General features: G+C 70.3%; 12 protein-coding genes. 5 read left to right on the top strand and 7 right to left on the bottom strand.

The window, feature by feature from the left end:
• Positions 1-96: 96 nt before the first annotated feature.
• A complete protein-coding gene (locus tag KBX00_RS06555; protein ID WP_210824286.1) occupies positions 97-1323 on the top strand; it encodes a serine protease in 1227 nt (408 codons plus the stop codon).
• 97 nt (positions 1324-1420) lie between these two features.
• Positions 1421-2335: an SMP-30/gluconolactonase/LRE family protein gene (locus tag KBX00_RS06550; protein WP_301547471.1), complete on the top strand. Its 915-nt coding sequence runs from the start codon at positions 1421-1423 to the stop codon at positions 2333-2335.
• A 37-nt stretch (positions 2336-2372) separates the two neighbouring features.
• Here KBX00_RS06550 and KBX00_RS29625 read toward each other — a convergent pair whose 3' ends face one another.
• The 6 genes from KBX00_RS29625 to KBX00_RS06520 are packed head-to-tail and all read right to left on the bottom strand — an operon-like array spanning position 2373 to position 8838.
• Entirely contained in the window at positions 2373-3488 is a 1116-nt protein-coding gene (locus KBX00_RS29625) for an endonuclease/exonuclease/phosphatase family protein (protein ID WP_210824284.1), read from the bottom strand.
• Complete coding sequence (locus KBX00_RS06540; RefSeq protein WP_210824283.1) at positions 3485-4522, bottom strand: glycosyltransferase family 2 protein; 1038 nt, start codon at positions 4520-4522, stop codon at positions 3485-3487. The genes KBX00_RS29625 and KBX00_RS06540 overlap by 4 nt, the downstream gene beginning before the upstream one ends.
• Positions 4519-5532, bottom strand: a complete 1014-nt coding sequence (locus KBX00_RS06535; RefSeq protein WP_210824282.1) for a glycosyltransferase family 2 protein — start codon at positions 5530-5532, stop codon at positions 4519-4521. Before KBX00_RS06535 ends, KBX00_RS06540 begins: the two co-directional genes overlap by 4 nt.
• Positions 5532-6500 carry a UbiA prenyltransferase family protein gene (locus KBX00_RS06530; protein ID WP_210824281.1) on the bottom strand — a complete coding sequence of 323 codons (969 nt, stop codon included), beginning with the start codon at positions 6498-6500 and terminating at the stop codon, positions 5532-5534. Before KBX00_RS06530 ends, KBX00_RS06535 begins: the two co-directional genes overlap by 1 nt.
• Positions 6501-6514: 14 nt before the next feature.
• Complete coding sequence (locus KBX00_RS06525) at positions 6515-7534, bottom strand: NAD-dependent epimerase/dehydratase family protein (protein WP_210824280.1); 1020 nt, start codon at positions 7532-7534, stop codon at positions 6515-6517.
• Entirely contained in the window at positions 7528-8838 is a 1311-nt protein-coding gene (locus tag KBX00_RS06520) for an aspartate aminotransferase family protein (protein ID WP_301547491.1), read from the bottom strand. Before KBX00_RS06520 ends, KBX00_RS06525 begins: the two co-directional genes overlap by 7 nt.
• Positions 8839-9104: 266 nt before the next feature.
• On the opposite strand from KBX00_RS06520, the gene KBX00_RS06515 reads away from it, so the two are divergent.
• From KBX00_RS06515 to KBX00_RS06505, 3 genes are all read left to right on the top strand, one after another.
• Positions 9105-10115 carry a glycosyltransferase family 2 protein gene (locus KBX00_RS06515; RefSeq protein WP_210824278.1) on the top strand — a complete coding sequence of 337 codons (1011 nt, stop codon included), beginning with the start codon at positions 9105-9107 and terminating at the stop codon, positions 10113-10115.
• Positions 10112-10819 (top strand): polysaccharide deacetylase family protein, encoded by a 708-nt coding sequence (locus KBX00_RS06510; RefSeq protein WP_210824276.1) that lies wholly within the window; start codon positions 10112-10114, stop codon positions 10817-10819. The genes KBX00_RS06515 and KBX00_RS06510 overlap by 4 nt, the downstream gene beginning before the upstream one ends.
• 87 nt (positions 10820-10906) lie before the next feature.
• Positions 10907-11713, top strand: a complete 807-nt coding sequence (locus KBX00_RS06505) for an AfsR/SARP family transcriptional regulator (RefSeq protein WP_210824274.1) — start codon at positions 10907-10909, stop codon at positions 11711-11713.
• A 10-nt stretch (positions 11714-11723) separates the two neighbouring features.
• Here the strand turns inward: KBX00_RS06505 and KBX00_RS06500 are convergent, their stop codons facing one another.
• Positions 11724-12353, bottom strand: a complete 630-nt coding sequence (locus KBX00_RS06500; RefSeq protein ID WP_210824272.1) for a trans-aconitate 2-methyltransferase — start codon at positions 12351-12353, stop codon at positions 11724-11726.
• Positions 12354-12365: the final 12 nt, after the last annotated feature.

Here is a 12365-nt window from a genome sequence, read left to right as displayed (position 1 = left end):
GGAGGTATTACCAATTGATTATCTTGCATATGTCGATCTGTTTTCGGTATGAAGGCTTAGGAATCGTTCAGGTTCCGCTTTGTGGGAGGAGCCACGATGAAACATGCCCTGCGTCGCCTACGCACGCTGGCCGTCACCCTCGCCGCCGGCACCCTCGGACTGACCCTGCTGTCGGCCCCCGCCGCGGCACAGCCGGTGCAGCCGATCACGCCACTGTCCGAGCGGGCACCCGAATCGGACCAGTTCTCGGCCGAGGGTGTGACGACCGTCGGTGAGCTGCGCACCGTCGGCGGCTCGTTGTCGTACGCCCGCAGCGGCCGGACCCAGATCATCCGGCACCCCGGCGCCACGTACGTCAAGGTGCACTTCAGCTCGCTGCGGCTGGCACCCGGCGAGTACGTCACCGTGTCCAGCCCGGACGGCCGGGAGAGCTACCGGTACGACCGCCACCTGAACCGGGCCACCGGCGCGGACTACACCACCGACGGCCGGCCCGGCTTCTGGGCGATGTCGGTGGAGGGCGACACGGCGGTGGTGACACTGCACAGCAACCGCTCCTCCCGGGGCAGCGCCGCGACCATCGACCGGTTCTGGCGCGGCTACGACCGCACGGAGATCGGCCAGTACAACTTCTCCACCCAGTCGGTGTGCAGCACCGACGCCCGCCGCGACGTGGTCTGCTACCAGAGCAGCCACCCCACCGAGTACGCCCGGGGCAACGCCGTGGCGCGGCTGCTGATCAGCGGCGGCGGCATGTGCACCACCTGGCGGGTCGGCAACACCAACCGCATGCTGACGAACAAGCACTGCTTCTCGACCCAGGCCGCGGTCAGCGGCAGCGAGATGCAGTTCAACTACCAGTGCGCCACCTGCGGCGGCGCGAACCCCGGCCCCGGCACCAAGGTGAGTGGTGCGACGCTCTACCGGGTGAGCAGTGGCGGCTCCAGCCAGCTCGACTACGCCCTGTTCTCGGTGAACAACTTCGCCGCCATCCAGGGCTTCGGCACGCTCTACCTGGCGACGTCCGCCACCACCACCGGGACGCAGATGTACATCCCGGGGCACGGTGACGGCAGCCCGAAGCGGCTGTCCATCTTCGAGAACACCCAGAACGGGGCGCGCTGCACCGTACGGAACGCCAACTACAACACCTGGAACATCAGCTACAGCTGCGACACCTCCGGGGGGAACTCGGGCTCACCGGTGCTCAACAGCAGCCACCGGGTGATCGCCCTGCACCACCTCGGTGGGTGTCCGTCCAACCAGGGCGCCAAGGCACACCTCATCTACAACGAGATCGCGGGCCTCATCGACAACGGCTGAGGCACGACGGTGGCGGCCCGGGCGGAGCGCGTCCCCGGGTCGCCGCCGCCACGACCCTGGCGGGCCAGGTGCCGGACACCGCCGTACCATCCGGTACATGACGATGAACCCGGTCGAACGTATACCCACCCGGTGGGAGGTCCTGGACGAGCGGTTCCGGGCAGTCAGCGGTGACCACGTGGTGCAGCGGCTGTTCGACGGCGGGCGTTGGCTGGAGGGGCCGGCGTACTCCCCCGCGTGGCGCTGCCTACTGTTCAGTGACATCCCCAACGACCGGGTGCTGCGGTGGGACGAGGTCACCGGCCGGTGCGACGTGTTCCAGACGCCCGCCGGTCACCCCAACGGCCGTACGATCGACCGCCTCGGTCGCGTCGTGACGTGCGAGCACGGTAATCGTCGGGTGACCCGTACCGAACCCGACGGGTCGCTGACCGTGGTGGCGGACCGGTGGCGGGGCAGGCGGTTCAACAGCCCGAACGACGTCGTCGAGACCAGCGACGGCTCGTTGTGGTTCACCGATCCGAGCTACGGCATCGACAGCGACTACGAGGGGTACCAGGCGGATCCGGAGCTGGACGGCTGCCACGTCTACCGCTGCACCCCCGACGGCCGGGTGGAGCAGGTCGCCGACGATTTCCTGCGCCCCAACGGTCTCGCGTTCTCGGCGGACGAACGGCGGCTGTTCATCGCCGACACCCGTCGCCGGCACCTCCGCCACTTCGACGTGGGCCCCGACTGGACGCTGCGCGACCGTGGCGTGCTCGCCGAGTGCGACGCCGGCTCGTTCGACGGGATCCGACTCGACCGCGAGGGCCGGCTGTGGGTCGCCGCCCACGACGGCCTGCACTGCTTCGACCAGGAGGGCACGCTGCTCGGCAAACTCCGGCTACCGGAGATCTGCTCGAACCTCACCTTCGGTGGCCGCAAGCGCAATCTGCTGTTCGTGACCGCCACCACCTCGGTCTACTCGCTCGCGCTGAACGTCACCGGAGCGGGCCCGACGGCGGGATAGCCGGACCCACCGTGGGCGTGGCTGCCGGCCCGGCCGGTCAGCGGCCGGGCAGGGACAGCACCAGTTCCTGCGGACGGTGGTCGGACACGCCCTGCCCAGCGCCGAACCGGTAGGAGTGCACCCGCACGTCCGGTGACACGAACGCCCAGTCCAGCCGCCACCACTGGGGCCAGCCGGGGCTGTCGGCCCAACTCGCCGGGTACAGCGACGGCATCGCGTAGCCGGCGTCGCGCAGTCCGTCGGGCAGCTTGCGCAGGTCGCCCATGGCGGGGCTGGTGTTCAGGTCACCGGCGAGCAGCACCGGATGCGGGTTGGCGGTCACGTCCGCGGCCAGGGCCCGCCACTGCGGTTCACGCTGTGCGTGCTGCTCGCGCAGGACCCGGTAGAAGTCCGGGTCGAACGGGCCGTGGTCGGGTGAGAGCTGCACCGGCAGGTGCAGGTTGTACATCGACAGCACCCGGCTGCCGCCGACGTCCAGATCGGTGCGCAGCGTCTTGTACCGCCACTGGTCACCGGCGTCGGCGACCGCCGGTGGCAGGTCGTCCGCCGCCAGTGGCGCCTGCCGCAGCACCGGCAGGCGCGAGACGGTGACCAACTCGCCGACGACCACCACGTGGAAGCCGGGGAACTCGGCGCGCAGCCGCTCCAGCGCCGCCTCCGTCGGCCCGGCGCTCCGTGCGTACCAGTACTCCTGCAACAGGTAGACGTCGGCGTCGGCCTCGCGCAGCACCCGGTACAGCGCCTCGGTCTGGCCGCCCTCGTCCCAGTAGTCGGTGTTCCAGACGAAGACCCGCACCGCGTCGGCCGGCGCGGCACCGTCCCCGCCCTGCCACCGCCGGGTGTTGATGCCGGACTGGCCCGCGCCGAGCAGCAGCGCGGCGGCGGCGAGCAGCGCCACCGTGCGCCGCCGCCAGCGCAGCACCGCCGCGCCGGCACCCAGGATCACCGGGACGAGCGCGAAGGCCAGCGGTGGCACGGCGTCCACCGCGAGCCACAGCCACCAGTGTCCGCTGATCGCCAGGTGCGTGACGGTGAACGCCAGCCAGAGCGCCGCGGCGGTGACCAGCAGCACCGCCGGCCAGCCTCGGGACGCCGTACGGGTGAGCTGGTCCGGTTCGGTGCCGGCCGCGGCCACCGGGGTGGCGGTCGTCACGCCGACGTCCACCGGGGGGTGCCGTCGATGGGGAAGGAGGCGTCGTAGAGCTGGCGGAAGGGTCGCGACAGCAGCCACTGCGCCGCGCCGGTGGCCACTCCGGCGGTGATGGTGACGTTCACCAGAAAGTGCAGCGCGGCGAAGCCGACCAGCGCCGGCAGCCCACGACCGCGCAGCACGAAACGGTACATCCCGGCGTCGCAGGCCAGCGAGGTGCCGAGCAGGACGGCCGGCAGGACGGCAGCCCAGGGCCCCAGCACCAGCGGTACGGCCAGCGCCGGCAGGACGGCGAAGGCGGCGAGGCTGCCCCAGGCCCGGGACGCGGTCTCGAACCCCTTGCCGAAGCGCCGGGCCCGCGCGTACAGCGGGATGCGCAGCCGGCCCCGGTGGAACAGCTTGCGCAGCAGCCCGACCAGCTCATGGTCGTGGTCGTGCCGGCCGCGTACCTCGGAGGTGAGCAGCATCCGGTGCCGGCGGGTCAGCCGGTAGCCGTAGTCGACCTCCTCGGTCTGCCGCAGCGCCGGGTTGAACGGCCCGACCTCGTCGTAGACGCTGCGGCGGATGACGCACATCGCGGGGAACAGGAACGACACGTCACCTTCGGAGCTGATCGACCAGTAGTGGTACTGCAGGCCCCGGTACCGGGAGACCACCGTGTCGTGGAGCAACGGCTCGGCGTCCTGGATGCCGCAGACCGCACCGACGGTCGGCTGCTCGGTGAGGATTCGCACCGCGGTGGCCACCGCGTCCGGCGCCAGGGCCAGGTCGGAGTCCACGTAGCAGATCAGTTCGCCGCGGGTGTGCGCGGCGCCCACGTTGCGGGCGGTGCCGCAGCCACCGTTGACGCCGGTGCTGACCACGTTCACACCGAGGGCGGCGGCCACCGCGACGGACTGGTCGGTGCTGCAGTCGTCGACCATCAGCAGCTCGATGTTCGGGTAGGTCTGATCGAGGATGGACCGCAGGCTCAGGTCCAGCGACTCGGCGTAGTTGTAGTTCGGCACGATCACCGAGACCAGCGGAAGCTCGTTCATCGGGCGACCACCTCCGGACGGTCGTAGAGCCGGCGGAACCGGGCCGAGGCCAGCCAGGCGGCCACGCCGCACGCCGCGGCGACGGCGATGACGAGGTTCAGCAGGAAGTGCATCGCGATGAAGTAGACCAGAAACAGCGCCCCTCGTTCGGCCCGGACGAACTGGTACATCGGCCGGTCCCCGGCGACGAACGCGACGAACGCGGCGGCCGGCACCAGCAACAGCGCCGGCCCGAACAGCAGGGGCAGCACGGCGGTGAGCACCGCCAGCGGGGCGGCGATGCTCACCCAGGCCCGGGGGCCGCTGCGCAACCCGCCGGGAAACTCCGGTTTGCTGGCGTACAGCGGGATGTGCAAGGCGGTGCGGGTGAACACCTTGCGCACCAGCACACCGAGTTCGTGGTCGTGATCGTGCACGCCGCGTACCCGGGGCGAGAGCAGGATCCGGTAGCGCTGTGCCAGCCGCATCCCGTAGTCCGCGTTCTCGGTCTCCCGCAGCTCCGGGTTGAACGGCCCCACCTCGGCGAACACCCGGGCCGGTATGGCCAGCAGCGCGGTGTAGAGCGTCATGATCTGGCCCTCGTCGGCGATCAACCAGTAGGACTGTTGCAGGCAGCGGTACTCCTCCAGCAGGCTGTCCCGGATCAGCGGCACCGGGTCGTAGTTGCCGCACACCGCTCCGATCGTCGGGTCGGCGGTGAGCAGTTCGACCGCGTTGGCCACCGCGTCGGGCCGGGCGGCCACGTCCGAGTCGATGAAGAACAGGATCTCTCCGGTCGCGACCGCCGCGCCCAGGTTGCGCGCCGCCGCCGGTCCACCGTTGGCGGGGGTACGCGTCACCCGCGCGCCGTGGGCCTCGGCGACCGCTACCGAGTCGTCGGTGCTGCAGTCGTCCACCACGATGATCTCCAGGTGGGGGTAGGTCTGCGCACGCAGCGACTCCAGGCAGAGGTGCAGCGCACGGGCGTAGTTGTAGTTCGGCACGATGACCGACACCAGCGGTTGTCTCATCAACTGTCCGTCCAGGTCAGCAGGTTGGGGTAGCGGGCGATGATCTGGGCCAGGGCCAACGTGGCGCCGGCCAGTGCGGCGCACACGACGATGGTCCGGTCCCGCAGCAGGATCCGGATCGGGTCGCCACCACCGCGCAGCACCAGGACCGCCTGGAGGTAGCGGAACGCGGCGAGCAGGCCCAGCGGTACGACGATGGCCAGCGCGACCGGCGGGTACGCGTCGACCGGCGCGTCGATGTGCAGGTACAGCAGGAACGTGGTGCCGGCCAGCGAGGCGGTGAGGCCGAGCAGGTGGTCGGCGAGCAGCAGGTTGTAGCCGTCCAGGGCGGGCCGGTGGGGTGTGCCCAGGGCGGCCAGTTCGTGCCGCCGCTTGCCGAGGATGAGCACCAGGCACCCGCTGAACACGGCGGTCAACAGCAGACTGGAGACCTCCGCCCCGGTCGCCGCGTACCCCTGCAGGACCCGCAGCACGAAGCCGGCGGAGACCACGCAGACGTCGAGCAGCGGCACGTGCTTGAGCCATCTGCTGTAGGCGATGCTCAGCGCCAGGTAGGTGAGCAGCGGCCACCAGCTCATGGCCGGTCCGGCGACGGTCAACCCGGTGAGTGCGGCACCCAGGACCCCCGCGTACACCCAGGCCACCGGGACCGGGACGTGGCCGGCGGCGATCGGACGGGCCCGCTTGACCGGATGGTCGCGGTCCCGGTGGCGGTCGGCGATGTCGTTGACCACGTAGATCACCGAGGACGCCAGCGTGAACGCGGCGACCGCCCAGAGGCAGCGCCACAGCGTCGCTGCCGTCCACAGCGGGGTGTCGGCCAGCGCGAGCGGCACGGCGAGCAGGTTCTTCACCGCGTGGCCGGGCCGGGCCAGCGCCACCAGATGTCGCAACGGCGCGGGCAGGCGGGTGGTGCGCCGGGTGACCACCGGGGCGACCGGCTCCACCACGGTTTCGACGGACGTCATCGCAAGACCCCCTGTCAGAAGAAGATCTTGGCGGCGGCCAGGGCACCCTGCCGCCAGGGGTCGCGGCTGGTCCGCCCCTGGCCGGCCGGACGGGCCCGGTGCCGTTCCGCGCGCCACCACTCGTACGTGCGCAGGATGGCGTCCTGGTTGGACAGCTTGGGTTGGAAGCCCAGGCGACGTCGGGCCTTGTCCGTGCTGACGTACGAGTCGGCCATCAGCTTGTGCAGCAGCCGGCCGTAGACCGGGGAGAGCCGGAGACGTTCGAGCAGGCTGAGCGCGGCCAACGCGGGCCGGGCGGGCAACGAGACCACCCGGCGGCCGTGTCCGGCGGCGTCCAGGACCGCCTGGAAGTCCTCGCGCAGCGTGCCGAAGTGGTCGGCACCGAGGTTGTAGGTGTCGTTGGCGACCTCGTCGGGGGCGTTGAGGACGGTGACCACCGCGTCGACCAGGTCGTCGACGGCGAACATCTGGATCCGGACGTCGCCACGACCCAGCACGGGAAAGTTGCGCCCCTCCTCTGCCCATTCGAACAGCATCGCGAACAGACCCATGCGGCCGGGACCGAGGAAGGTCTTGGGTCGCAGCACCGCCACCGGCAGCCCGGCGGCGCGGTGTTCCTCGGCGATCTCCTCCGCCGCCGCCTTGGCCGCACTGTAGGTGTCGACCGGGGTGCGCGGGTGCTGCTCGGGGGTGGGCACCTGCCTGGGCAGTCCGTACACGGCCGTCGACGACACGTGCACCACCCGCGCCGCGCGGGCCCGCTGGGCGGCGGCGAACACGCTGCGCGTGCCATCGACGATCACCGACCGGATCTGGTCGGGCGGGTAGCTGGGCAACGCCGCGGCGCAGTGGATGACCACGCTGCTGTCGGCGAGCGCACGGTCCAGCAGCCGCGCGTCGCGGATGTCGCCGACGTCGGTGACGGTGGACTCGTCCCGAAGGTCGACGCCGCGCACCTGATGGCCGTCGGCGGTGAGCCGGTCGACCAGGCGGGACCCGAGCATGCCGGCGGCGCCGGTGACCGTGATCACCACAGCGAACCCATCTTCTGCGCGACGAAGCGGGAGACCAGCCGGGTCAACCCCTGGTCGAGCACCTCGGCGAGGGCGTCGACGCCGCGTTGCACGTCGGCCGGATCGGTGACCAGGGACGGGCCGATGATCAGTGGATTGCGTCCGTTCAAGGCGTAGTAGGTGAAGATGTCGTGGTCGCGGTAGAGGGCGTTGACCACGGCGGAGGTGACCAGTTTCGCCTTGAACCGGGGGTCGCGGGCCACCCCGCCCGGGGCGAGTCGGGACACCAGGTCGAGGACCTTCGGACCGCCGGAGATCTGCACACCCCAGAGCGCTCCGGCGCCGGCCACCCGGTCGACCGCGTCCGGGTACTCCTTCGCCAACCGGTTCAGCGCCGGTTCGAGGACGCGTTCCAGCTCGCGGGCGCGCGCCGGGTAGTCGTCCTCCACCACCACGTTTATCGCCTCGATGGCGGTGACGCACTCCTCCCCCATGCCGTAGTACGTGGTGCTGGTGCTCTGCAGCAGCGCGTCGGTCAGGTTGTCGTACGCCCGGCGGAACACCGGTTTCCGGGCGACGAAGGCCGAAATGGACGACTTGCCACCGCCGAAGGATTTGCTGGTGGTCAGCACGTCCGGTATCAGGCCCGGGTAGCGCATGAAGTAGAAGAGGCTGCCCGTCTTGCCCCAACCGGTGTAGATCTCGTCGAAGATCAACACGATGTCGTGCCGGTCGCACAGTTCCCGCACCCCGCGCAGGAACGATTCGTCACACCACTGAATCGTAGAGGCGCTGAAGGGCTCGACGATGAGCGCATAGACGTCGTCCGGATTGTCGTCAATGGCCGACCGGACGGAATTTAGATCGCCATAGGCGAAAGGAACGATTCCCGGAATCGTCGGAAAGTTGAAGTGCGGTTGTCCGGTCAGTCCACCGGAAGCGAGCAGCTTTCCGTGAAAACCGCAGTCCGCGCGCAGGATGGTCCCGCGTCGACCACCGTGGTATTTATAGGCGAGCTTCACCGCGCCCTCCACCGCCTCCGCGCCCGAGTTGGGCAGAAAGGACATGGCGAGATCACCGGGCAGCAACTGCGCGAGGTTGTGACCGAGCGCCGCAAGGTAGGGCGAAAAGTACGTCTTGTGCACCTCCATCCGCCGCCGCTCGGCGAACCGGCGGCGGGCCTCGACGATGCGCGGGTGGTTGTGGCCATGGTTGAGCACCCCCACCCCGCCGGTCAGATCGAGGATCCGGCGACCGTCACGTAATGTCAGGTAGGCACCCTCGGCCTGGTCGACCAATTCCCGGCCGAACCCGAACGAGGTCATCAGATTGACCTGGCTTGCGTTCACGTACCGCCGATAGAGATCGTGCACCTCCCGAATGGTGAGACGTTCGCATTCCTCGACGCTGACCAGATTGGGCATGTCGGGACGCTATCCATTGCTGCGAGATCTTTCCTGGACCGATGCTGGATGCAACCTTGACTACGCAAGGCAACCCCTTGCGGCAGGGCTGGCCGGTAGCTAACTTGGTCGCTGCGAAGAGAATTTTCCTCGTCAATTTCCTTAGCGCATTGCCCTACGTCCCGAAGGTGTTGAACATGCCGCCGACGGTCTCGGTCATCATCCCCACCCACAACAGCTCGAAGACCCTGGGTGCCTGTCTCGAGGCGATTCGTCGGCAACACCATCCGGTGACCGAGGTCATCGTCGTCGACGACGCCAGTACCGACGACACCCGAGCGATCGCCCGGCGCTTCCCGTGCCGGCTACTTGTCACCGACCGCAACGCCGGACCGGCCGCCGCCCGCAACCGCGGCATCCGCGCCAGCACCGGTGAGCTGCTGTTCTTTCTGGACTCCGACTGCGCGCCCGAGCCGGACGCGCTGGCGAACGCCCTCGCGGTACTGCGCGAGCAACCGGACGTCGCCTGCGTACACGGCATCTACTCCCTGGAACCGTTGTTCGACGACGGGCCCGTCGAGGCGTACCGGCTGCTGCACGGACACTACTGGCGGCTGCGTCACGTCGGCCGGGTACGCACCAGCCTCTTCGCGGTCTGCCTCATCCGGCGGGAGGTGTTCACCTCCGTCGGGCTGTTCGACGAGAACCTGCGCGCCTCCGAGGACGTCGAGCTGGGCGACCGGATGGGCGACCGGTACGGCATCGTCCTCACCGACACGGTCGTCTGCCGCCACGACGACGACAGCCGGCTCGGTGCGCTGCTGCGCAAGCAGTTCCGTCGCTCGCAGCTGCTGATCCCGGTGGCCCTGGCCGAACGCGGCCCGGCCGGCATCCGCGCGAACAGCCCGGCGGGCCTGCTCACCGCCGCCGTGGTGCCGGCCAGCCTGACGCTGACACCGCTCACCGGCGGTTGGCCGCTGGCGGCCCTGCTGTGTTTCGCGCTGTTCACCGTGGCCGAGCCCGGCCTGCTCCGCTTCGTCCTGCGCCAGCGAGGGCCCGCCTTCACCGCCTTCTTCTTCCTCGTGCACCTGATGGTGCAGCTGGCCATCGTCGCCGGCGCGGTGGTGGGCGGGCTGCGCCACCTCACCGACCGCGACTTCGGGCCCACCCGGGTGACCGCTGCGAAAACGTCCCGATGAACGCCGGCCACGGACCGCTCACCACCCACCTCTGCGCACAGGCACTGCACTACCTGCTGTTCGCCTACCGGGGCCGCCAACTGCTGCGCCGCCGTCCCGCCCGCGGTGGCCCCCGCTGGCCGGCGTTCGGCGTCCCCGGCGACGGCATCGCGCTGACCATCGACGACGGCCCGCACCCGAGGTGGACCCCGCCGCTGCTCGACCTGCTCGACGCCCACGGGATACGCGCCACGTTCTTCCTCATCGGCGACCGGGTACGCGAGCACCCCGAGCTGGCCCGGCGGATCATGGCCGCCGGTCATCCGATCGGCAACCACTCCATGACGCATCCACAACCGTTCGCCGCCCTGCCCCGCCCGGCCCTACGGGCGGAGATCGACCGGACCCAGCGGGCGATCGAGGACGCCACCGGGGTCACCCCCCGGCTGTTCCGCGCCCCCGGCGGCAACTGGTCACCCACCGTCCTGCGGACCACCGCCGACCTTGGCCTCACCCCGGTCGACTGGACGGTCAACCCCAGCGACTGGCGCAGTCCGGGCGTCGAAAGGATCACCCGGACCCTGTCCCGAACCCGGCCCGGGCAGATCATCCTCTGCCACGACGGCGGCGGCGACCGGTCACAAACCCTCGCCGCCCTGACCCAGGTCATCCCGAGGCTGATCGGCCAGGGACTCCGCTTCGTCACCGTCGCGGAGGACCGGTAGGTGGGGAGTGCCGGAGCCGTCGACACCGCACAAGTGCCGGAGCCGGGTCGTGGCACCCGGTTCGATTGGGTGGGGGAGAAAACTCTGATGTCGCACGATGACCTGTCAATACTCTTGCTCGGCCCGATCCAGGCCCGTCGGGCGGACGCCCGCCTCTATCTGGGCACCCCACGACAACGCGAGGTGCTGGCGGTGCTGGCGATGCGCAGCGGCATGGTGCTCTCCGTGGCCCAGATCGTCGACGCCATCTGGGTGGGCCGCCGGCCCGACTCGGTGGAGAACATGGTGCACACCTACATCGGCCGGCTGCGCCGGGTGCTGGAGCCGCCCGGCCGCCGCCCGGCACTCGCCCGGGTGCTGCGCTCCACCCGTCCGGGGTACACCCTGGACGTACCGCCGGAGGCGGTGGACATCGTCCGCTTCGAGCGTGACGTCCGGGCGGCCCGCGCCGCCCGCTCCCGGGCCGAGCTGGCGCAGGCGCTCTACCTGTTCCAACGCGGCCTGGCGCACTGGTCCGGTCAGGCCCTGCACGAGGCGACCGGCCCGCTGGCCGAGGCCGAACGGATCCGGTTGACCGAGCTGCGGCAGGACGTGCTGGAGGAGGTGACCGGCCTGCGACTGCTCCTGGGCGACGTGGAGGACGTGGTGGCCGAGTTGCGCTGGATGCTCGTGGAGCATCCGATGCGGGAGCGGCTCTGGGAACTGCTGCTCGTCGCGCTCGGGCAGACCTCCCGGCGGGCGGAGGCGCTCACCGCGTTCCAGGACGCCCGGGACACCCTCGCCGACCGGCTCGGCGTGGAGCCGGGTCACCGGCTTCAGGATCTGCACCGCAGACTGCTGCGCAGCGAACCCGTGACGGTACGCCCGTGGTGGGAACGCCGGGTGCCGGTCTGACCGGTGCGGGTCAGTGTTTCGGGGCGGCGGCGGGGGTGAGCACGAAGAAGGCCCCCGCCGCACCGCCGTCGGAGTCCGTGGGCTCCCGGGTTACCGCGTCGAGCGCGCACTCGCGGATCACCTCCACGAACTGCCGCGACCGCTGCACGTCGTAGATCTGCACGAGGATCCGCCCCCGGTCGGTGAGCAGCCCGGGCAGGCGGCGCAACAGCTGCGTCGCCTCCGGCACGGACAGGTAGTAGATGACCTCACGCAGCAGGATCGCGTCGAAGCGCCGGGTGGTGTCGTAGGTGCGGATGTCGGCCACCTCGAACGACGCATCCGGCCGGGCGAGCGACCGGGCCGCCTCGATCGCCCGCCGGCTGATGTCCACCCCGTGGTAGTGCCGGTGCCGGCCCTGCGCCAGCGGCAGGTTGGCGCTGGTGCCACAGCCCAGGTCGAGGATCGTCGGGTGCGGCGCCCACGTCTCGATCAGCGACAACGGCACCTCGCCACCGCCGGTGGTGTCCAGGTAGCCCCAGAAACCCAGCGCGTACTGGGTGTCCCAGAGCGCGGCGGTCAACCGGGGACTGCGTCGTACCAGCGCCCGTACCGGCGCGCCGACCAGTCGGGCCATCGTCCGCAGTGGTGCCCTGCCCATGATCTCTCCTTC

Source organism: Micromonospora sp. C95, assembly GCF_018070465.1.
In the GTDB taxonomy this organism is placed as follows: domain Bacteria; phylum Actinomycetota; class Actinomycetes; order Mycobacteriales; family Micromonosporaceae; genus Micromonospora.
Note: the sequence above shows the minus strand (reverse complement) of the source record. Positions and strands in the feature narration are given on the sequence as shown.

Bases quoted from the DNA above. Each gene is read 5' to 3' on its own strand.
- KBX00_RS06555 (WP_210824286.1), top strand. From the start codon at position 97: ATGAAACATGCCCTGCGTCGCCTACGCACGCTGGCCGTCACCCTCGCC.
- KBX00_RS06550 (WP_301547471.1), top strand. From the start codon at position 1,421: ATGACGATGAACCCGGTCGAACGTATACCCACCCGGTGGGAGGTCCTG.
- KBX00_RS06540 (WP_210824283.1), bottom strand. From the start codon at position 4,522: ATGAACGAGCTTCCGCTGGTCTCGGTGATCGTGCCGAACTACAACTAC.
- KBX00_RS06535 (WP_210824282.1), bottom strand. From the start codon at position 5,532: ATGAGACAACCGCTGGTGTCGGTCATCGTGCCGAACTACAACTACGCC.
- KBX00_RS06530 (WP_210824281.1), bottom strand. From the start codon at position 6,500: ATGACGTCCGTCGAAACCGTGGTGGAGCCGGTCGCCCCGGTGGTCACC.
- KBX00_RS06520 (WP_301547491.1), bottom strand. From the start codon at position 8,838: ATGACCTCGTTCGGGTTCGGCCGGGAATTGGTCGACCAGGCCGAGGGT.
- KBX00_RS06510 (WP_210824276.1), top strand. From the start codon at position 10,112: ATGAACGCCGGCCACGGACCGCTCACCACCCACCTCTGCGCACAGGCA.
- KBX00_RS06505 (WP_210824274.1), top strand. From the start codon at position 10,907: ATGTCGCACGATGACCTGTCAATACTCTTGCTCGGCCCGATCCAGGCC.
- KBX00_RS06500 (WP_210824272.1), bottom strand. From the start codon at position 12,353: ATGGGCAGGGCACCACTGCGGACGATGGCCCGACTGGTCGGCGCGCCG.